The organism is Bacillus sp. SRL337 (assembly GCF_984799155.1).
Genome location: NZ_OZ481793.1, coordinates 362,977 through 384,888 on the forward strand (window position 1 = coordinate 362,977; position 21,912 = coordinate 384,888).

The following is a 21,912-nucleotide window of genomic DNA, read 5'->3' on the forward strand; positions in this document are numbered from 1 at the left end:
TTAAAGCACCGGGGGACTGTCCCCGGATGCTTTAAAGCGCTAAAGGGAAAATAGATTCCAGGAGGCGGAGATATGCAGCTTAAAGTAGGAGTTGTGATGGGAAGTACTTCTGATTGGAAAACAATGAAGCATGCATGTGATATTCTTGATGAGTATGGCATCCTTTACGAGAAAAAAGTGGTTTCTGCACACAGGACCCCTGACTTGATGTTTGACTATGCTGAGAGCGCCAGGGAAAGAGGGCTGAAAGTAATCATTGCCGGTGCAGGCGGGGCGGCCCATCTGCCAGGAATGGTTGCAGCCAAGACGACTCTCCCTGTCATTGGGGTTCCTGTCCAGACGAAAGCATTGAACGGCTTGGATTCACTTCTTTCCATCGTCCAAATGCCGGGCGGTGTGCCGGTTGCCACGGTGGCGATCGGGGAAGCGGGTGCGAAGAATGCCGGATTGCTGGCAGCACAGATTCTTTCCACACAGGATGAGGCAATTGCCCGGAAGCTGGACAGCAGCAGGGAAGCGCTGAGACAAAAAGTAGTGGAAAGCGGTGATGACCTTGAATAAACAAGTGATTGATCCTGGGCAAACGATCGGCATTATCGGCGGTGGACAGCTTGGGCGGATGATGGCTCTGGCTGCCAAGGAAGCGGGGTTTAGAATTGTCGTTTTAGACCCGGGCAGCGATGGCCCATGTGCACAAGTGGCAGATGAGGTGATCATTGCAGATTACGAGGACGGCCAAGCACTGGAAAGACTTGCTGAGCTAAGCGATGTTATTACATATGAATTCGAAAATATTGATTATGAAGCACTGAAAGGCCTGACCGAAAAGGCGTATGTTCCTCAGGGAGCTGAGCTGATCCGTATCACTCAAAACCGGATTGCCGAAAAAGAAGCGCTTGTCTATGGCGGAGTGGATGTTGCTCCTTATGAAGTCATCGTAAGTGAACAAGAGATTGGCGAAAAAGCTGAAGATCTTGGCTACCCTGTTGTTCTGAAGACAGCTACCGGAGGCTACGATGGGAAAGGGCAGGTCGTTCTCTATGAAGCGGCAGACATAGAAGAAGCAGCCGGACTGCTTGCTAATGGCCCCTGTGTTCTGGAAAAGTGGATGTCCTTTGACAAAGAGGTTTCCGTCATCGTCACCAGGAACCCTTCCGGAGAAATGAGTGTGTTTCCTGCTGTGGAGAACATCCACAAGGAGAACATTCTCCATCAGACGATTGCTCCTGCGAGAATAAGCGATGCTGACAATGAGAAGGCTGTTAGTACAGCGAAAAAAGTGGCGGAGACCATGGATACGGTGGGGACACTTGCGGTTGAAATGTTCCTGACCAAAACTGGCGATATCTATGTGAATGAACTTGCGCCGCGTCCTCATAATTCCGGCCATTTTTCAATCGAAGCCTGTGAAACATCCCAGTTTGGCCAGCACATCCGTGCCATTTGCAACTGGCCCCTGAAAAGCACAGATATTATCAAGCCGGCTGTCATGGTCAACATTTTAGGGGAGCATCTGGATGCAGTGATTAAACATATCCCTTCTCAGCCAAACTGGTCCATTCACCTTTACGGCAAAGAGGAAGCAAAGCCTAAAAGAAAAATGGGGCATGTGACGGTGCTGACGAGCAATATAGAATCCACTTTGCTCGAATTGAATGAAACAAACATATGGAACAGTATAGAAATGATCGGAGGAAAACAATCATGATTGAACGTTATACACGACCTGAAATGGGAGCGATCTGGACAGAGGAGAACCGCTTCCAGGCATGGCTCGAGGTGGAGATTTTAGCCTGTGAAGCATGGGCGGAACTTGGGGATATCCCAAAAGAAGATGTCGCGAAAATAAGAGAAAATGCGGGCTTTAATGTCGATCGCATCAAAGAAATTGAAGAAGAAACACGTCATGATGTGGTGGCTTTTACAAGAGCGGTTTCTGAAACACTTGGGGAAGAACGTAAATGGGTCCATTACGGCCTGACTTCTACGGACGTCGTGGATACAGCATTGTCTTATGTGCTTCGCCAGGCAAACGAAATTATCATGAGGGACTTGGAAAACTTCATTGAGATCTTGAAACAGAAAGCGATTGAACATAAAGATACGGTCATGATGGGCAGAACCCACGGTGTACACGCGGAGCCGACGACATTCGGTTTGAAGCTTGCCCTCTGGTATGAAGAGATGAAGCGGAACTTGGATCGTTTTAAAGAAGCAGCTGCAGGTGTCGAATTCGGAAAGATTTCCGGTGCAGTCGGAACATATGCAAACATCGATCCTTTTGTAGAATCTTATGTTTGTGAAAAACTTGGATTGTCACCGGCTCCGGTTTCAACACAGACCCTGCAGCGTGACCGCCATGCGCACTATATGAGCACCATCGCATTGATTGCTACATCGATCGAAAAATTTGCTGTGGAAATCCGCGGCCTGCAAAAGAGTGAAACACGCGAAGTGGAAGAGTTTTTTGCCAAGGGGCAAAAGGGATCTTCGGCGATGCCGCACAAACGGAATCCGATTGGATCTGAAAATATGACTGGAATGGCCCGTGTGATCCGCGGCTACATGATGACAGCTTATGAAAATGTACCGCTTTGGCATGAACGCGACATTTCCCATTCTTCTGCAGAAAGAGTGATTTTGCCGGATGCTACCATTGCGCTCAACTATATGCTGAACCGTTTCAGCAATATCGTGAAGAACCTGACCGTGTATCCTGAGAATATGAAACGCAATATGGACCGCACGCTCGGCTTGATTTACTCTCAGCGTGTCCTTCTTGCCCTGATCGATAAAGGAATGGCCCGCGAAGCTGCGTACGACACGGTGCAGCCGAAAGCAATGGAAGCATGGGAAAAGCAAGTGCCTTTCCGTCATCTGATAGAAGAGGAAGAAGCCATCACATCAAAGCTGTCTCCTGCTGAAATCGATGACTGCTTCGACTACAATCATCATCTGAAACATGTTAATACCATCTTTGAACGCTGCGGATTGAAGTAGGGAAATTTATAAGGGAAGAGAGGGATCTCTTCCTTTTTTTATAAAATTTTTGATAGGAGCGGGAGAGCAGGGTGCATTATTTGCTGGAAAAAGAGAGATGATGATGATCGCAGAGCAGGCGGGGTACATTTTTTGAAAAAACAGGAGTAATCGTACCAGCTGCAAGTCACTCGGCATACCATTTCCCATCATAACGCATCAGTTTGAAGTGATTGGATATATTTTTTACAAAATGCAGACTGAAGATTGCCAATATTCAACTTGTTTTAGCGCTTTAAAGCGCTAAGAGGGACTGTCCCTTTTAGTACATTAAAGCGGTGAAGCCGGGCTGTCTTCAGCAGAGAAAAGGGGATCTCGGGATGAAAAAACAGGGTCTTTTATATGAGGGGAAGGCAAAGCGGATCTACAGTACGGAAAACAACGAAGAGGTATGGGTGGAATACAAGGATTCAGCCACTGCTTTTAATGGGGAGAAAAAAGCGGAGATTGGCGGCAAAGGGGTCTTGAATAACGAGATTAGCAGTTTGCTGTTTTCAAGGTTGAAAGACAAGGGGTTTGAGAGTCATTTCATCAAAAGGATTTCGGAGCACGAACAGCTGGTGAAAAAGGTGGACATTATCCCTCTTGAAGTTGTGGTCAGAAATGTTGCGGCCGGAAGTTTAGCAAAGAGACTTGGTTTGGAAGAAGGAACCGCTTTAAGACATAGTATCGTTGAGTTTTATTATAAAGATGACAATCTCGGTGACCCGCTGTTGACGGATGCCCACATTGAACTGCTGGAGCTTGCGACCCGGGAAGAGGTTGAGTTCCTGAAGATCCAAGGATTGAAAGTGGACGCTGTTTTAACAGAAATCTTTGAAGAAGCAGGGATCAAGCTGATTGATTTCAAGTTGGAATTCGGGAAAGACAGTGAGGGAACTATCATGCTTGCTGATGAAATTTCGCCTGACACCTGCAGGCTTTGGGATATCGAAACGAACCAGAAGCTGGATAAAGATGTGTTCCGCCGGGACCTGGGCAATCTGAGAGACGTATATTCTATTATTCTTGAGAGACTGGGAGGAAAAGAAGCATGTACAAAGTAAAGGTATTCATCACATTAAGAGAGAGCGTATTGGACCCGCAAGGAAAGGCTGTACAGAATTCGCTTCACAGCATGGATTATAACCAGGTGGAAGATGTGCGCATCGGTAAGTATATGGAACTGACCATCTCCCCGTCTGTCAAGAGTGTGGAAGATGCTGTCGATGAAATGTGCAGCAAGCTGCTGGCGAATCCGGTCATTGAGGATTACCGCTATGAAATCGAGGAGTTGGTTGCCCAATGAAGTTCGCTGTGATTGTATTTCCTGGATCGAACTGTGATGTCGATATGTACCATGCCATCAAGGACGAAATCGGGGAGGAAGTTGACTACGTTTGGCATGATGCAGATCATCTGGAAGACTATGATGCTATTCTTTTGCCCGGCGGATTCTCTTATGGGGATTACCTTCGCTGCGGTTCCATTGCCCGCTTTTCCAATGTGATGGCTGAAGTAGTGAAAGCGGCTGAAGCGGGAAAGCCGGTACTTGGTGTCTGTAACGGTTTCCAGATTTTATTGGAAGCAGGACTTCTGCCGGGAGCCCTTCTCAGAAATGACGGCTTGAAGTTCATTTGCCGCACACTTCCGTTAAAGGTAGAGAACAATAACACGATGTTCTCCGGCGGATATGAGGATGGCGAAATTTTAAATATTCCGGTGGCCCACGGTGAAGGTAATTACTACTGTGATGACGTGACATTGGAAGAATTGAAGACTCATAATCAAATCGTTTTTAAATATGAAGGAACTAACCCGAATGGGAGTATTTCCGATATTGCCGGGATTACCAATAGAGCAGGAAATGTGCTGGGTATGATGCCGCATCCGGAGAGAGCAATGGATGAACTGCTCGGCAGCGCTGATGGACGGAAACTTTTTCAATCAATTGTAAAGCACTGGAGGGAACAACATGCCGTTAATGCTTGAACCGAATGAAACCAGAATCAAAGATGAGAAGATCTACCGCGAGATGGGCCTGACGGATGAAGAGTTCACAATGGTGGAAAACATTCTCGGAAGAACCCCCAACTATACAGAGACCGGACTGTTCTCGGTTATGTGGTCAGAGCATTGCAGCTACAAAAACTCAAAACCGGTTCTGAAGAAATTCCCTGTGACCGGCGAACGGGTTCTTCAAGGACCTGGGGAAGGAGCAGGAATTGTTGACATCGGAGACCAGCAAGCAGTTGTTTTCAAAATTGAAAGCCATAACCATCCGTCAGCGATCGAGCCTTATCAAGGGGCGGCAACAGGTGTCGGCGGAATTATACGCGATGTATTTTCGATGGGAGCAAGGCCTGTCGCACTACTCAACTCTTTACGCTTTGGAGAACTGGATTCTCCTCGTGTTCGGTACCTTTTTGAAGAGGTAGTCGCAGGGATTGCAGGCTATGGAAACTGTATCGGGATCCCGACGGTAGGCGGTGAGGTGCAATTCGATGCTTCTTATGAAGGCAACCCGCTTGTCAATGCCATGTGTGTCGGACTGATCAACCATGAAGATATTCAAAAAGGAATCGCCCAGGGCACTGGGAACACAGTGATGTATATCGGAGCCAAGACGGGTCGTGACGGCATCCACGGGGCAACTTTTGCTTCAGAGGAACTTGGGGAAGAGTCCGAAGAGAAGCGCCCTGCGGTTCAGGTAGGGGATCCATTCATGGAAAAACTTCTTTTGGAAGCATGCCTAGAGCTGATCAAATCCGAAGCACTTGTCGGTATTCAGGATATGGGTGCGGCGGGCCTTACAAGCTCATCAGCTGAAATGGCAAGCAAAGCAGGTTCCGGGATTGAGATGGATCTTGATCTTGTCCCTCAGCGCGAACGAGGTATGACCCCTTATGAAATGATGCTTTCCGAATCTCAGGAAAGAATGCTGATTGTCGTGGAAAAAGGGCGCGAAGCTGAAATTGAAGAGATTGTTTCTAAGTATGACTTGGATGCAGTGGCAATCGGCCGGGTTACGGATGATCAAAAACTAAGGCTTATCCATAAAGGCGAGGTTGTGGCTGATGTACCGGTTGATGCCCTTGCAGAAGATGCTCCGGTCTATCACAAGCCTTCACAGGAGCCGGTTTATTATAGAGAATTCCAGGACATGAGCGCTGCGGCGCCAACGATTATTGATTATAAAGATACCTTGAAAAAATTATTATCTCAGCCGACGATCGCGAGCAAAGAGTGGGTGTATGATCAATACGACCACCAGGTCCGTACCAACACAGTGGTCAGCCCGGGTTCCGATGCTGCGGTGATAAGGATCAGAGGAACGAGGAAAGCGCTGGCAATGACCACAGACTGCAACTCCCGCTATCTCTATCTTGACCCTGAAGTCGGCGGCAAAATTGCGGTTGCGGAAGCAGCACGAAATATCATTTGCTCCGGCGGTGTGCCTCTTGCGATTACAGACTGCCTGAACTTTGGGAATCCTGAGAAGCCGGAGATCTTCTGGCAAATCGAGAAAGCGGTAGATGGGATGAGTGAGGCTTGCCGTACACTTTCAACGCCGGTCATCGGCGGAAATGTTTCGCTTTACAATGAATCAAAAGGCAAAGCCGTGTACCCGACGCCGGTTGTCGGCATGGTCGGCCTGGTTGAAGACCTTTCCCATATCACGACCCAGCAGTTCAAGGCAGCAGGGGATCTGATTTATGTAATTGGTGAAGCGCGTGAGGAATTCGGAGGCAGCGAACTTCAAAAAATGATGCATGGAAAGATATTTGGCAAATCACCTGAGCTGGATCTTTCAATTGAACAGCAGAGACAAAATGACCTGTTAAATGCAATCCGCCGGGGTTATGCGGCATCTGCACACGATATTGCAGAGGGAGGACTGTCAGTCGCGCTGGCCGAATCGGCTTTTGGAACAGAAGGCCTCGGGGCAACGATTAGAATCAAGGATGATTTCACCGCGGAATTGTTCAGTGAGACTCAATCCCGTTTTATCGTTTCCGTAAAAAAAGAATTCCAGGAACAGTTCGAACAAACAGTCACCGATGCGAAGCTTGTTGGTGAAGTGAACGGGTCAGGTTATCTTAAATGTGTCGATGGGGAAGGGAAAGTGGTCCTTCTTGCAACTGTGGAAGAGTTGGAATCAGCTTGGAAAGGAGCCATCCCATGCTTGCTGAAATCAAAGGTTTAAATGAAGAGTGCGGTGTTTTTGGAATCTGGGGAAACAGCAGTGCAGCACAATTGACTTACTATGGCCTGCACAGCCTGCAGCACCGGGGACAGGAAGGCGCGGGTATCGTTGTGACGGACGGAGAGAAATTGACAGGCGTCAAAGGCGAAGGCCTGGTCACGGAGGTTTTCCAGCAAGGGGCAATTGACGGCCTGACAGGAAAAGCCGCTATCGGACATGTGCGGTATGCAACGGCAGGAGGCGGCGGATATGAGAATGTCCAGCCTCTCCTTTTCCATTCAGGAAACGGAAGCCTGGCGCTGGCACATAACGGAAATCTGGTGAATGCCAATGCCCTGAAGCACCAGCTTGAAAGCCAGGGAAGTATTTTTCAAACAAGTTCAGATACGGAAGTGTTGGCTCACTTAATCAAAAGAAGCGGTTTTCCAACATTGAAAGACCGAGTCAAGAATGCTTTGACAATGCTGAAGGGAGCCTATGCATTTGTCATCATGACCGAAACGGAAATGCTGGTAGCGCTGGATCCTAATGGGTTAAGGCCGTTATCACTAGGCCGTATCGGTGACTCTTATTGTGTTGCATCGGAAACATGTGCATTTGATATTACGGGGGCTGAGTTCATTCGTGATGTTGAGCCGGGTGAACTTCTGATCATCAATGATGAGGGGATCTCTTCCGAAAGATTTACAATTTCCTGCGGTACAGCGGTCTGCACGATGGAATATGTCTATTTTTCAAGACCCGACAGCAATATTCACGGCATCAATGTTCACAGTGCGAGAAAACGGATGGGCATGCAGCTGGCCAAGGAAGCGCCGATTGAAGCGGATGTCGTCACAGGTGTCCCGGACTCAAGTATATCCAGTGCCATTGGTTATGCGGAAACATCCGGTATCCCCTATGAAATGGGGCTGATCAAGAACCGTTATGTCGGCAGGACATTCATTCAGCCTTCCCAGTCACTGAGGGAGCAAGGGGTAAAGATGAAGCTTTCACCTGTAAGGGGCGTCGTCGAAGGCAAGCGCGTGGTCATGGTGGATGATTCCATTGTGCGCGGGACAACAAGTAAAAGAATCGTGACCATGCTGAAGGAAGCTGGTGCGACAGAGGTTCATGTCGTCATCAGCTCACCTCCGATCAAGAATCCGTGTTACTACGGAATAGATACCAGCACCCATGAAGAGTTGATTGCAGGTACACGTTCGGTAGAGGAAATCCGCGAGATCATCGGAGCGGATTCATTGACCTTCTTAAGCACGGAAGGAATGGTTGAAGCAGTCGGCCGGAATGATTCTTCTGAAAACAGGGGACACTGCCTTGCCTGTTTCACAGGAAAATACCCGACTGAAATTTACCCAGACACCCTGCATCCCTATGAAAAAGAGCTAGTACGCTAGGAGGAACGAATATGGCTAATGCTTATAAAAGCGCTGGTGTCGATATCGATGCCGGCTATGAATCGGTGAATCGGATCAAGAAGCACGTAGAGCGGACCAAGCGAAAAGGGATGCTTGGTTCTCTCGGCGGCTTTGGCGGGATGTTCGACCTTTCCGGGCTTGGGTTGAAAGAGCCTGTACTGGTGTCCGGAACAGATGGCGTCGGGACAAAATTGAAGCTGGCTTTCATGGCAGATAAGCATGACACAATCGGCATCGACTGTGTCGCCATGTGTGTGAATGATATTGTCGTACAGGGAGCGGAACCGTTGTATTTCATGGACTATATCGCGTGCGGAAAAGCTGTTCCTGAAAAAATCGAAAGTATCGTCAAAGGGGTTGCGGACGGATGTGAAATGGCGGGAGCCGGACTGACAGGCGGTGAAACGGCGGAAATGCCCGGGCTTTATGAAGCGGATGAGTATGACATTGCCGGATTTGCTGTCGGTGTCTGTGAAAAAAGCAAAATCGTTACGGGCGACGGAATTTCTGAAGGAAACAGGTTAGTCGGCCTTGCCTCCAGTGGTATACACAGTAATGGATACTCTCTTGTCAGAAAGGTATTTTTTGAAGACAACTCCTATGATTTGGACATCTACATGCCGCAGTTGAAATCTACACTGGAAGACGCTCTGCTTACACCGACAAGGATCTATGTAAAACCCGTCTTGGAGGCGCTAGGGAAATTTTCCATCAAAGGCATGTCCCATGTAACCGGTGGAGGGTTCATCGAAAACATTCCAAGGATGCTGCCTGAAGGATTAGGCGCTGATATTGATACATCGAATTGGAAGCAGCCAGAACTATTCAATTTGCTTCAGGAATTGGGAAACATTCCCCAACAGGAAATGTATAACATTTTTAACATGGGAATCGGATTTGTGCTTGCTGTTGATGCTTCTGAAGCAGAAGAGGCTGTGAACTTTTTTAACAGCATCGGTGAAAAGGCCTATCTGATAGGGGAAGTAACATCGGGTAATGGAGTCCGGATCATTGAAGGAGACGGGCAGGAGGATTAAAATGGGTGCGAAGGAACTTTTGTCCATAGGGACGGCGTCACCCATTTTGCTTTCGCCTAAAGGCTGTTTTCTTGCAGGTTGCAGCTTCCGGAAAAATCTCCAAAGCCGGAATCTCCTCCTGGGTACTAGGGGGCTTTCTGAACGGCAAGAGCAGCTCTTATCTTTCTTTCTAACCAGGGGATTTCAGGTGATTTGGCGATATTTTTGGAAACAAAGCTTAAGAAAAGAGCCATTAAAATAAGATTCGGCAGAAATGGGGACGGGAAATGAGAAAAATAGCAGTATTTGCTTCCGGAAGCGGAACGAACTTTCAATCGATCGTCGACTCGGTACATAGCGGAAAACTTCAGGCAAAGGTAGAACTGCTGGTTTGTGACAAGCCCGATGCATTTGTCATCGAAAGAGCGAAGGCGGCAGGGATTGCGACCTTTGTTTTTAACCCTAGAGAGTATAAGTCAAAGCCTGATTTTGAAAGGGAGATTGCAGGTGAACTGCTCAGCCGGGAAGTGGATTTCCTTGTCCTGGCAGGCTATATGCGGCTGATTGGAAAGGTCCTGCTGGAACATTTCTCAGGCAAAATTGTAAACATTCATCCATCACTTCTGCCATCTTTTCCCGGTAAGGATGCTATCGGCCAGGCCATTGATGCCGGTGTGAAAGTGACAGGTGTAACCGTCCATTTCGTGGATGAAGGCATGGACACCGGCCCGATCATTGCACAGGAGGCCGTCCGCATTTCGCCTTTTGATAACAGAGCAACACTGCAACAGAAGATCCAGGATGTCGAGCATACGATTTATCCGGAAACCTTGACACATCTCTTCATGACATCGATGCACAAAGTTCAAAGATGAAACTGCACCAAAGGGAGGAATTAGCGATATGAAAAAAAGAGCACTGATCAGCGTATCGGATAAGAGCGGAATTGTAGAATTTGCACGCGATCTTCAGGAACTTGGATATGACATCATTTCAACTGGAGGAACAAAGAACATCCTGCTTGATAACGGCATTTTCGTTACGGGTGTTGAAGAAGTGACCGGATTCCCGGAGATCATGGAAGGCAGAGTCAAGACCCTTCACCCGAAAATCCACGGCGGGCTGCTTGCGAAGCGTGATGTGGAAGGCCACCGCCGGCAGATGGAAGAACAGGAAATCTTCCCGATCGACCTCGTTTGCGTTAACCTCTACCCATTTCAGCAAACAATCGCCAAACCGAATGTTACCGAAGAAGATGCGATTGAAAATATCGATATCGGCGGACCGACCATGCTGCGTGCGGCTGCCAAGAACCATAAGTATGTAACAGTTGTCGTTGATTCACTGGATTACGATAGGATCATCAATGAAATCAAGGCAAATGGAGAAGCGCCTGAGCTGTTGAGAAAGGAGCTTGCTGCTAAGGTTTTCCGCCACACGGCCGCTTATGATGCTTACATCTCGCAGTTCATGACAGACCTTGCCGGAGAAGAAAATCCAGAAGCCATGACGGTGACTTATGAATTGAAGCAGACATTAAGATACGGCGAAAATCCCCACCAGAAAGCAGCTTTCTATAAGCAGCCGCTGGGTTCAGAATTTTCTATAGCCCAGGCAAGGCAGCTTCATGGAAAAGAATTATCTTATAACAATATCAATGATGCGAATGCAGCACTGCAAATCATCAAAGAATTTGATGAGGCGTCAGCAGTAGCGGTGAAGCATATGAATCCATGTGGTGTCGGAACAGGAGAAACCATCGAAGCGGCTTTTGCAAAGGCGTACGAAGCAGATTCCACATCCATCTTCGGCGGCATCGTGGCCTTGAACCGTGTGGTGGATGAAGAAACGGCTCAGCGTCTGCATGAAATCTTCCTGGAAATCATCATCGCCCCTTCTTTTACAGACAGAGCGTTGGAAATCTTGACAGGCAAAAAGAATATCCGTTTGTTGACGGTCCCTTTTGATACAGTGAAAAAAGTGGAGGACAAACTTGTTTCGATTGAAGGCGGGCTTCTGGTTCAGGAAGACGATACCTTCACCCTTGAAGATGCTGAATTGAAGGTTGCGACAAAACGGGAGCCGACCGAAGCGGAATGGGAAGCCATGAAGCTTGGCTGGAAAGTCGTCAAGCATGTAAAGTCGAATGCTATTGTTGTAGCTGGCAAGGATATGACACTCGGAATCGGAGCGGGCCAGATGAACCGCGTCGGCGCTGCCAAAATTGCCCTTGAACAGGCAGGAACCAAAGCAGAAGGAGCCGCGTTGGCATCGGATGCGTTCTTCCCGATGGACGATACCGTGGAAGCTGCTGCCAAAGCAGGAATCACAGCCATCATCCAGCCGGGCGGATCGATCCGCGATGAAGATTCAATCAAGAAAGCGGATGAATACGGCATTACCATGGTGATGACGGGAGTGCGTCATTTTAAACATTGATGGTTATCGGCGGTTGTGAGTCCGATAATGACTAGTTTTTGTCGAATAACGATCTCCACATGTCGAAAAACGGGGCGTGTTTATCGCATATCGGCTGAACGTTGTCGAATAACGACTGACATGTGCCGAATATCAACCGCGGCCTGACGAAAAACGGCCAAACTGGATTGAGCGGGGTGCAGGACCCGGTCACCCGCGGCGGGATAGTGTGCAGAGGGAGAGGTTATCGGCGGTTGTGAGTCCGATAATGACTAGTTTTTGTCGAATAACGATCTCCACATGTCGAAAAACGGCGCGTGTTTATCGCATATCGGCGGAACATTGTCGAATAACGACTGACATGTGTCGAATATCAACCGCGGCCTGACGAAAAACGGCCAAACTGGATTGAGCGGGGTGCAGGACTCGGGCACCCGCTGCGGGATAGTGTGCAGAGGGACGGGTTATCGGCGGTTGTGTGTGTCGAAAAACGGCGTGTATTTGTCGGATATCAGCTGAACGTTGTCGAATAACGACTGACATGTGCCGAATATCAACCGCGGCCTGACGAAAAACGGCCAAACTGGATTGAGCGGGGTGGACTCGGGCACCCGCGGCGGGATAGTGTGCAGAGGGACGGGTTATCGGCGGTTGTGTGTGTCGAAAATCGACGCGTATTTGTCGGATATCAGCTGAACGTTGTCGAATAACGACTGACAAGTGTCGAATATCAACCGCGGCCTGTCGAAAAACGGCCAAACTGGATTGAGCGGGGTGCAGGACCCGGTCACCCGCGGCGGGATAGTGTGCAGAGGGACGGGTTATCGGCGGTTGTGTGTGTCGAAAAACGGCGTGTATTTGTCGAATAACAGCTGAACGTTGTCAAATAACGACTGACAAGTGTCGAATATCAACCGCGGCCTGACGAAAAACGGCCAAACTGGATTGAGCGGGGTGCAGGACTCGGGCACCCGCGGCGGGATAGTGTGCAGAGGGACGGGTTATCGGCCATTATCAGGATTTATCGACGATCCGACAAATCCGGCTCAGCCAAGCCTGCCCGAGACCGGGTTCCTGCTGCCAGAAAGATAATCAAAAGGGTGCACTCGCTGCACTTTTATACATAAAAAGGGGTGTCAAAATGAACGTACTTGTTATCGGCCGGGGCGGAAGGGAGCATGCGCTTTGCGATGCCTTGCACAAAAGTCCGAGCGTCAACAAAGTGTATTGCGCTCCCGGAAATGCCGGAATCGCACAGACTGCCAAAACAGTCAGCTTGGAAGAATCTGATTTTACCGGTCTCATTGAGTTTGCGAAGGAAAACAACATCAATATGACCGTCGTCGGTCCGGAAGTCCCGCTATTTGGCGGCATTGTTGATGCTTTTAATAGCGCGGGTCTTAGGGTGTTTGGCCCTGATAAAAATGCTGCAGTGATTGAAGGAAGCAAGTCATTTGCTAAAGAATTGATGAAGACCTACAACATTCCGACCGCTGTTTACGAGACGTTCACCGATTTTGAAAGCGCCAAGGAGTATGTTTTACAAACCGGGGCTCCGATCGTCATCAAAGCGGACGGCCTTGCTGCAGGGAAAGGGGTCGTAGTTGCCTCCACGGAATCTGAAGCGTTAGCGGCTCTGGAAGAAATGCTGCTTCAATCTAAGTTTGGTGAAGCATCGGCGAAGGTGGTCATTGAGGAGTTTTTAGATGGAGAAGAATTTTCACTGATGGCCTTTGTTGACGGTGAAAATGTTTATCCGATGGAAGCTGCCCAGGACCATAAGCGGGCTTTCGATGGCGACCAGGGTCCAAACACAGGCGGGATGGGAGCGTACTCGCCTGTTCCTCATATTAGTGGCGATATCATCCGCGAAGCTGTGCGGACGGTTTTGGTCCCGACTGCCCGCGCGATGGTTTCTGAAGGAAGACGCTTTAAAGGTGTACTTTATGCGGGGCTGATTTTGACAGAAGAAGGGCCTAAAGTCATTGAGTTCAATGCGCGCTTCGGTGATCCTGAAACACAGGTGATCCTGCCGAGACTGCAAACGGATCTTGGTGAAGTCCTTTACAATATCTGTGAAGGGAATGACGTTTCCCTTGATTGGGATGAAGCTGGAATTGCGGGGGTTGTCCTGGCTGCTGAGGGATATCCCGAAGCTTATAAAAAATCTGTCCCGATTGGCGGGCTTGAGAATCTTGCAGGTAATACGCTTGTTTACCATGCCGGAACCGCGGTTGACGCTGAAGGCAGGCTGGTTTCCAACGGCGGCCGTGTCCTGCTGGTTGCTTCCAAACAGGAAAAACTGGAGAAATCACTTGATACGATTTACAGTGAAATAGGCAAATTGGATGCCAGCGGCTTGTTTTACCGGAAGGATATCGGCCGGAGGGCTATCGGACGCGCCTCTTCCGCCCTTTCCGAATAAACACATATAGGATGGCAATAATTCCGCCGATGACGGAAATCAAAACATAAGATATATCCATAACATATTCCCAAAACATATCAATCACTCCCCAGGATGTAAATATTTGGAACAACAGGGTGCCCAGATGGGCACCCTGTTGTTTTTGTTTAGCGCGTTGAACCACTAAAAGGGACAGTCCCCTATGCTGCTTTAACGCGTTAACGCAGCTGGGGACTGTCCCCACTTGCGGTGCTGCGCTAAAGTGTAATTAGGAAGGGTTATATGGGAGGTCAGGCATATCCGGGATATCCTGCCTCTTTTCATCGCTGTCGATGTCATCGATTTTCTTATCAGGTGCGTTGTGGTTTCCCTTCAATATGGAACCTAGGTTCAACATGCTTTTCCCTTCTTTACCACCTGATTCTGAATGCTGATTTTCAAACATCGCTGTAATTGGACAGAAGCGAAGGATACCTTCTCCGACTTTCATCCCGCCAAGCAGTGCCAGCCACAAATAAGAATCTCTCCAAGGCATTTTGACCAGCTTGGCTGTTGCCCATGAAAGGACGGTAAACCCTACAGTAATCCTGATCAAAGCATTGACGATGCCGATATTCTGCGTAACCTTCATAAGAATTCCTCCTTGCAAAATATTTACAATTTTTCTGTAAACCTTTAATGCGTTAAAGTCCAAAATATGTTACATTAGTAACTAATAACTTTTTACCTATACTCAAAAATGATTGAACATAGAGGAGTGTTCATAGTTGGTACAGCGATATAGATGGAAAAACAAAGAACTGCGTGAACATATAGATGTCCTGGACGGCAAATTGAAGCCGACGAGGGTTTTGAAAAATGCTGTCTATCTGCATTCAGTCTTGAAGAAATGGGTGCAGGCCCATATCTGGATTCATCAAGACCGCATCATTTACTGTGGAGAACAACTTCCCGAAACGTTAGATGGGTGTGAAGTGACAGACTGCAGCCGATACTTCCTGGTCCCAGGGTATATTGAACCTCATGTTCACCCGTTTCAACTTTATAATCCCCATTCTTTTGCCCATTATGCATCCCAAACCGGAACAACGACGTTCATCAATGACAATCTTATGCTGTTTTTATTGATGAATAAAAAGAAAGCGTTTTCTTTATTGGAAGAACTGAAACACCTGCCATTTTCGATGTTCTGGTGGGCCCGTTTTGATTCGCAGACAGAGATGCAAAGGGAAGAGACGGTGTTCTCCCACAATGAAGTGAAATCGTGGCTCCATCATGAAGATGTTGTCCAAGGAGGCGAACTGACTTCCTGGCCGAAACTGCTCGATGGGGATGATATGATTCTCCACTTGATGCAGGAAGCCAAAAGATTGAATAAGGTGGTGGAAGGCCATCTTCCCGGTGCTTCGGAAAAAACACTTGCGAAACTGGCACTGCTTGGGATAGACGGAGACCATGAAGCGATGACTGGAAAAGACGTCTACATGAGGCTGATGCAGGGATTGGCCGTGACTTTGAGGAATTCATCCATAAGGCCGGATTTGGATAAACTCCTGAATGAAATCAAGGATTATGAGATCGAAAATTACAGTGAAATGATGTTGACGACGGATGGTTCAACCCCTGGATTCTATGAAAACGGGGTGCTCGATGACCTCATAGCAAAAGCAATTGAAAGCGGCATCCCCTTGATCGAGGCCTATCATATGGCCAGCTACAATGTGGCAAGGCATTACCGGATTTCGCACCACCATGGAATGATAGCTGCCGGAAGAGTCGCAAACATTAACTTCCTTGAAAGCAAGGAAGAGCCGACCCCTGCAGGCGTCCTGGCCAAAGGGGAATGGGTGAAAACCTTGCAGGGCGCACAGGGGGATTTTCCTTCGCCCGACTGGGGAAAATTCGGTCTTGGCCCACTGAATATGCAGTGGGATCTAACCTACGATGATCTTCAGTTCTCCATGCCGTTTGGAATTCAGATGGTCAATGAAGTCATCACAAAGCCGTATTCAGTAGGGATTGATGCTTCAGAGGTTGCATTATCGGAAAGTCATGATGAAAGCTTTTTGATGCTGATCGATCGAAATGGCAAGTGGAGGATCAGCACGATGCTGAAAGGTTTTGCTGCCAAAGTGAAAGGATTCGCATCTTCTTTTTCCAACACAGGCGATATCATTTTGATCGGTAAAGACAAACGAGATATGATGCATGCTTTTAACAGGATGAAGGAGATCGGAGGAGGCATTGTCCTGAGTGAAAACCAGGACGTTCTACATGAATTACCTTTGACTGTTGGCGGCATCATGTCTGATAAGAAAATGGAAGACTTGATTGAAGAAGAGAAAGAAATGAAGGAACTTCTTTTTGCCAGAGGCTACTCTTTCAGTGATCCCGTATACACGCTCTTGTTCCTGCAGTCTACACATCTTCCTTATATACGGGTCACACAGAGGGGAATATATGACGTTATGAAGAAAACTGTACTCTTTCCCACGATAATGCGTTAAAATGTTAAAGTAAAGATAAAAGATTGGTTTAGGGGTGTATTTCTTAGATGTGGAAAAAAACTGCGATAGCGGCCATGACCGCTTTACTGTTGACAGCGTGCAGTTCTGATAATGAAACAACCGAGACTAACGATAACACAGCAAAAAATAATACGGAACAAAATGATGCTGCCAATCAAGGGAAAAATGAAGAAGCAGAATCACCATATCAATATCCGCTGACAGGAGTCAGTGCGGATGAAGAAGCTTCGCAAAGAGCGGTGGCCGTGGTGGTAAATAACCATCCAAAGGCCCGGCCGCAAAGCGGCCTTTATAAAGCAGATGTGATCCATGAAGTGCTTGCAGAAGGCGATGTCACCAGGTTTGTTGCCATTTTCCAAAGTGAAGTGCCGGAAAAAGTCGGACCGGTAAGAAGCGCGCGTGATTACTTCATTCAATTGGCTCAGGGGTATGACAGCTTTTTTGTAGCGCACGGCTACAGCCCTGATGCGAAGGAAATGCTGACAAGCGGGACAATCGACAACATCAATGGAATGCAATACGACGGAACGTTATTTAAACGGGCAGACTTCCGTGTGGCTCCTCATAATTCTTATATCTCCTTTGATAATATTGAAAAAGGTGCAGAACAGGTCGGGGCCCAAATGGCTACTCCTCCTGCTTCTTCCGATTTCATGAAATCGAAAGAAGTATCCGGAGAGGATGCAGCATCCGTCAAAGTTTCCTATTATGATAATCCATCATTCTCACCGGTTTATGAATATGACCAGGAGACTCAAAAATACAGCAGGATATCTGATGGAGAGCCTCTGGCAGATTATGAAACGGGTGATCTCGTTCAGCTTGACAATATCTTGATTGTGGAAGCACCGCACAACATTATTGATGATTATGGGCGCAGGAGCATTGACCTTGAGTCAGGCGGAAATGCGTATCTCTTGCAGCAGGGGAAATTGGTGAAAGCCCAGTGGGAGAATAAGAACGGAAGAATCGTTCCTGCCGGAGAGGCAGCATTCATACCTGGAAAAACATGGATCAACATCATACCTGAAAATCCCGGATTAGAAGAATTCGTTACAGTACAATAATGGAATAAAAGGAGAAATGATCATGCAAATCAATAAAATCAAAGGTAAAGAATTGGACCAGCTATTCAATGCGATTTTATCCCTGCAAGATATGGATGAATGCTATCGATTCTTTGATGACTTAGCGACTATCAATGAAATCCAGTCCCTTGCACAGCGTCTGGAAGTTGCAAGAATGCTTGAAGAAGGAAAAACCTATCACAAGATTGAGGCGGAAACAGGCGCCAGTACAGCAACCATTTCCCGTGTCAAACGCTGCCTGAACTACGGAAACGACGCCTATCAGATGGTTTTGGACCGAGTCGACAGCCAAAAGGAAGAAGAATAGGAACCGATAAAGGACTGCCCCGGAACAAAAGCGGAGGCGGCCCTTTTTTTTAGTTGCATAACTTTAGCACATTAAAGCAGTGGGGGACAGTCCCCCACTGCTTTAATGTGCTGAAGTGTGGATTGTAATTAGCAGAATAAACCAAACCTTCCTACTCAGGCTCCCTCGTTAATTGGCTTCAGGAATGATATAATGTTTAAATGGAATTGAAAGAATTGGAGGAAGTAAGGATGTACGATGTCAGAGAGTGGCGCCATGTATTTAAGCTCGACCCCGCCAAGGAAATCAGCGATGAAGATCTGGAGAAAATTTGTGAATCGGAAACCGACGCAGTGATTATCGGCGGGACCGATGATGTCACCCTTGAAGGGGTCCTGGATCTCATGGCAAGAGTCAGAAGGTACACGGTGCCCTGTGCTCTTGAGGTGAGCAACATGGAATCTCTAACACCGGGATTTGATTTTTATTTCATCCCGACGGTATTGAACAGTGATGACCCAATGTGGCTGAAAGGCCTGCATCATCAGGCGGTAAAAGAATACGGGGAAATCATGAACTGGGACGAAATCCTGGTGGAAGGCTACTGCATACTGAACGGAGAATGCAAAGCTGCAAAGCTGACAGGAGCCAAGACGGATCTCACGAAAGAAGACGTGGCTGCCTATGCACTGATGGCCGAAAAAATGTTTCACCTGCCGATCTTCTACCTTGAATACAGCGGAACGTACGGAGATATCGACTATGTCCAAGAAACAGCGAGAGTACTCGAAAACACAACATTCTTCTACGGCGGAGGTATCAAAACCCCGCAGCAGGCAAAAGAAATGGCTCAGCACGCAGACGTCATCGTCGTCGGGAATATCCTCTATAAGGATTTAAAAACAGCGTTGAAAACCGTAGAGGCCGTTAAGTCAGTTTAAATATATATTTATGTTCCTAAAAAAAGAACATCTTCGCCCGCACACGGATAACTCAGCTTAAGTATATTTATCTTCCTAAAATAAAAATACTTTTAAGAATTGGTATTACCTCTTTACTGAGGTCTAAGTATTGATTGAAGCGGAAGGTGAGTGACCTCCTGCGGGATTAGCGGGACAGGCGAGACCCCACAGGCGCAGCCGAGGAGGCTTGACGCCCGCCCCGCGGAGTCACACACCTGGAGCGAAAATCAATCAGCAGGAGATTGGATAAACAGTCCTTCATATAAACAACAGAACTTGATATAATAAGAACAAATGTTCGTTATGGTGGTGGAAAATAAACATGCAATTTTTAACAGACCGATTACTGAATGGAATGAATCCGCAGCAGGCTGAAGCTGTAAAAGCAACAGAAGGCCCGCTTTTGATTATGGCAGGTGCCGGCTCCGGAAAGACACGTGTGCTGACACACCGAATCGCCTACCTGATGGTGGAAAAAGGGGTAAACCCATACAACATCCTGGCGATCACCTTTACAAACAAAGCCGCAAGAGAAATGAAAGACCGGATCGGAAACATCCTTGGTGGTGTGGGCGAGGAAATCTGGATCTCCACATTTCACTCCATGTGCGTCCGCATCCTTAGACGTGACATCGACCGGATCGGTTTTAACCGAAACTTCACGATTCTTGATTCAACGGACCAGTTATCCGTCATCAAGTCGATCCTGAAAGATAAAAATATCGACCCGAAGAAATTTGACCCAAGGTCCATCCTCGGCTCGGTTTCTTCAGCAAAAAATGAACTGAAAACGCCCGAAGAGTTCTCTAAAGAAGCCGGGAGCTACTACGATAATGTCACTTCCGACGTCTATGAAGAATATCAAAAGCGCCTGCGCAAAAATCAGGCCCTGGATTTTGATGACCTGATCATGACAACCATCCAATTGTTCCAGCGTGTGCCGGAAGTGCTCGAGTTCTATCAAAGAAAATTCCAATACATCCATGTGGATGAGTATCAGGATACCAACAGAGCGCAATATATGCTTGTGAAAATGATGGCATCCCGCTTTCAAAACCTATGTGTTGTAGGGGATTCAGACCAGTCAATCTACCGCTGGCGGGGAGCGGATATTGCAAATATCCTTTCTTTTGAAAAAGACTATCCTAGAGCCAATGTCATCCTCTTAGAGCAGAATTACCGTTCAACGAAGACAATCCTGCATGCAGCGAATGATGTCATCCAAAAGAACATGAACCGCAAACCGAAAAACCTTTGGACTGAAAATGACCAAGGAGAGAAAATCACCTATTACAGAGGAGACAGCGAGCAGTCGGAAGCACAGTTCGTTGCTGGTAAAATCAAAGAAATGACAGACAGCGGCAAAAGAAAATTTTCCGAGTTTGCCATTCTTTACCGAACCAACGCACAGTCCCGTGTAATGGAGGAAATTCTTTTAAAATCCAATATTGAATACAGCATCGTAGGAGGCGTCAAGTTCTACGACCGTAAAGAGATCAAGGATATCCTTGCCTATTTAAGACTGATCGCCAACCCTGATGATGACATCAGCTTGCGCCGCGTCATCAATGTCCCGAAACGCGGCATCGGTTCGACTTCGCTTGATAAGGTCGCTAACTATGCGGCAATGAATGACCTGTCGATGATGCAGGCCCTTGAGGAAGCTGATTTTATCGGCCTCAGCCCGAAAATCACCAAGTCTGTTATTGAATTCAAGGAACTTGTGAAAGGCTATACTCAGATGCAGGAGTATCTTTCTGTAACCGAACTGGTGGAAGAAATCCTTGAAAAGTCCGGCTATAGAGAAATGCTGAAAGCGGAAAAATCAATCGAAGCACAAAGCCGACTGGAAAACATCGATGAGTTCTTATCTGTCACAAAGAGTTTTGAAGAAAGCAATGATGACAAATCATTGGTTGCCTTCCTGACAGACCTTGCACTTGTGGCGGATATCGATAAGCTTGATGATGATGAACAGCCGAAAGACGCGGTCATCTTGATGACCCTCCATGCTGCCAAAGGACTCGAATTTCCTGTGGTCTTCCTGATGGGGCTGGAAGAAGGAGTCTTTCCGCACAGCAGGTCGCTTATGGATGAAGAGGAAATGGAAGAAGAGCGCCGCCTGGCCTATGTAGGAATTACCAGGGCTGAAGAGGAATTATTCATGACCAATGCCCAAATGAGGACATTATACGGGCAGACGAAAATGAACCCGGTCTCCAGGTTCATTGCCGAAATTCCTGAAGATCTCATTGATAACTTCGAGCCGGAAAAAAGAAGCCCATTCTCATCGGGCGGCAAGGCAGCACCAGCAAGGACTCAGCAGCCTGCAAGAAGGAAACCTGTCTCCCGTCCTGTTCCAACGACAACTGGCGGTGAAGGGATTTCCTGGCAGGTCGGTGACAAGGCTTCGCATAAAAAGTGGGGCACCGGCACGGTTGTCAGTGTAAAAGGCAGCGGAGACGGAATGGAGCTTGATATCGCATTTCCAAGTCCAACGGGCATCAAACGCCTTTTGGCGAAGTTTGCTCCTGTCGAAAAAGTATAATTTGCATGAGAAAGGG

19 protein-coding genes are annotated in these 21,912 nt (G+C 47.6%); 17 read left to right on the forward strand and 2 right to left on the reverse strand.

Features of this window, described 5'->3' with window-relative positions:
* The first annotated feature begins 72 nt into the window (after positions 1–72).
* The 12 genes from purE to purD all read left to right on the forward strand — a co-directional run bounded on the left by purE (position 73) and on the right by purD (position 14,502).
* Positions 73–561: a 5-(carboxyamino)imidazole ribonucleotide mutase gene (purE, locus tag AC4E8A_RS01840; protein ID WP_490196465.1), complete on the forward strand. Its 489-nt coding sequence runs from the start codon at positions 73–75 to the stop codon at positions 559–561.
* The gene (gene purK, locus AC4E8A_RS01845) at positions 548–1,708 is read left to right on the forward strand and encodes a 5-(carboxyamino)imidazole ribonucleotide synthase (protein ID WP_490198750.1); all 1,161 of its coding nucleotides are present in this window, start codon (positions 548–550) and stop codon (positions 1,706–1,708) included. Before purE ends, purK begins: the two co-directional genes overlap by 14 nt.
* Entirely contained in the window at positions 1,705–3,000 is a 1,296-nt protein-coding gene (purB, locus tag AC4E8A_RS01850) for an adenylosuccinate lyase (protein WP_490196467.1), read from the forward strand. The genes purK and purB overlap by 4 nt, the downstream gene beginning before the upstream one ends.
* A gap of 359 nt (positions 3,001–3,359) precedes the next feature.
* The gene (purC, locus tag AC4E8A_RS01855) at positions 3,360–4,085 is read left to right on the forward strand and encodes a phosphoribosylaminoimidazolesuccinocarboxamide synthase (RefSeq protein ID WP_490196468.1); all 726 of its coding nucleotides are present in this window, start codon (positions 3,360–3,362) and stop codon (positions 4,083–4,085) included.
* Positions 4,073–4,327 (forward strand): phosphoribosylformylglycinamidine synthase subunit PurS, encoded by a 255-nt coding sequence (purS, locus tag AC4E8A_RS01860; protein WP_490196469.1) that lies wholly within the window; start codon positions 4,073–4,075, stop codon positions 4,325–4,327. The genes purC and purS overlap by 13 nt, the downstream gene beginning before the upstream one ends.
* Complete coding sequence (gene purQ / locus AC4E8A_RS01865; protein WP_490196470.1) at positions 4,324–5,010, forward strand: phosphoribosylformylglycinamidine synthase subunit PurQ; 687 nt, start codon at positions 4,324–4,326, stop codon at positions 5,008–5,010. Before purS ends, purQ begins: the two co-directional genes overlap by 4 nt.
* Positions 4,994–7,225, forward strand: a complete 2,232-nt coding sequence (gene purL / locus AC4E8A_RS01870; RefSeq protein WP_490196472.1) for a phosphoribosylformylglycinamidine synthase subunit PurL — start codon at positions 4,994–4,996, stop codon at positions 7,223–7,225. The genes purQ and purL overlap by 17 nt, the downstream gene beginning before the upstream one ends.
* Positions 7,201–8,622 carry an amidophosphoribosyltransferase gene (purF, locus tag AC4E8A_RS01875; protein ID WP_490196473.1) on the forward strand — a complete coding sequence of 474 codons (1,422 nt, stop codon included), beginning with the start codon at positions 7,201–7,203 and terminating at the stop codon, positions 8,620–8,622. The genes purL and purF overlap by 25 nt, the downstream gene beginning before the upstream one ends.
* Positions 8,623–8,633: 11 nt before the next feature.
* Positions 8,634–9,680 carry a phosphoribosylformylglycinamidine cyclo-ligase gene (purM, locus tag AC4E8A_RS01880; protein WP_490196474.1) on the forward strand — a complete coding sequence of 349 codons (1,047 nt, stop codon included), beginning with the start codon at positions 8,634–8,636 and terminating at the stop codon, positions 9,678–9,680.
* 266 nt (positions 9,681–9,946) lie between these two features.
* The gene (purN, locus tag AC4E8A_RS01885; RefSeq protein ID WP_490196475.1) at positions 9,947–10,534 is read left to right on the forward strand and encodes a phosphoribosylglycinamide formyltransferase; all 588 of its coding nucleotides are present in this window, start codon (positions 9,947–9,949) and stop codon (positions 10,532–10,534) included.
* Positions 10,535–10,562: 28 nt separating this feature from the next.
* Entirely contained in the window at positions 10,563–12,098 is a 1,536-nt protein-coding gene (gene purH, locus AC4E8A_RS01890) for a bifunctional phosphoribosylaminoimidazolecarboxamide formyltransferase/IMP cyclohydrolase (protein WP_490196477.1), read from the forward strand.
* Positions 12,099–13,218: 1,120 nt separating this feature from the next.
* Positions 13,219–14,502: a phosphoribosylamine--glycine ligase gene (gene purD, locus AC4E8A_RS01895; RefSeq protein WP_490196478.1), complete on the forward strand. Its 1,284-nt coding sequence runs from the start codon at positions 13,219–13,221 to the stop codon at positions 14,500–14,502.
* Here the strand turns inward: purD and AC4E8A_RS01900 are convergent.
* Entirely contained in the window at positions 14,468–14,581 is a 114-nt protein-coding gene (locus tag AC4E8A_RS01900) for an EYxxD motif small membrane protein (RefSeq protein ID WP_421382989.1), read from the reverse strand. The genes purD and AC4E8A_RS01900 overlap by 35 nt on opposite strands.
* Positions 14,582–14,752: 171 nt before the next feature.
* Positions 14,753–15,115, reverse strand: coding sequence for a YgaP family membrane protein (locus AC4E8A_RS01905; RefSeq protein WP_490196479.1), 363 nt, complete (start codon positions 15,113–15,115; stop codon positions 14,753–14,755).
* Positions 15,116–15,251: 136 nt separating this feature from the next.
* Between AC4E8A_RS01905 and AC4E8A_RS01910 the strand changes: the two genes are divergently transcribed.
* The 5 genes from AC4E8A_RS01910 to pcrA all read left to right on the forward strand — a co-directional run bounded on the left by AC4E8A_RS01910 (position 15,252) and on the right by pcrA (position 21,896).
* Entirely contained in the window at positions 15,252–16,991 is a 1,740-nt protein-coding gene (locus tag AC4E8A_RS01910) for an adenine deaminase C-terminal domain-containing protein (RefSeq protein WP_490196480.1), read from the forward strand.
* Positions 16,992–17,038: 47 nt separating this feature from the next.
* Positions 17,039–18,079: a DUF3048 domain-containing protein gene (locus tag AC4E8A_RS01915; RefSeq protein WP_490196481.1), complete on the forward strand. Its 1,041-nt coding sequence runs from the start codon at positions 17,039–17,041 to the stop codon at positions 18,077–18,079.
* Positions 18,080–18,101: 22 nt separating this feature from the next.
* Positions 18,102–18,407, forward strand: coding sequence for a YerC/YecD family TrpR-related protein (locus AC4E8A_RS01920; RefSeq protein WP_490196482.1), 306 nt, complete (start codon positions 18,102–18,104; stop codon positions 18,405–18,407).
* A 230-nt stretch (positions 18,408–18,637) separates the two neighbouring features.
* Entirely contained in the window at positions 18,638–19,327 is a 690-nt protein-coding gene (gene pcrB, locus AC4E8A_RS01925; RefSeq protein WP_490196483.1) for a heptaprenylglyceryl phosphate synthase, read from the forward strand.
* A 343-nt stretch (positions 19,328–19,670) separates the two neighbouring features.
* Positions 19,671–21,896 carry a DNA helicase PcrA gene (gene pcrA / locus AC4E8A_RS01930; protein WP_490196485.1) on the forward strand — a complete coding sequence of 742 codons (2,226 nt, stop codon included), beginning with the start codon at positions 19,671–19,673 and terminating at the stop codon, positions 21,894–21,896.
* Positions 21,897–21,912: the final 16 nt, after the last annotated feature.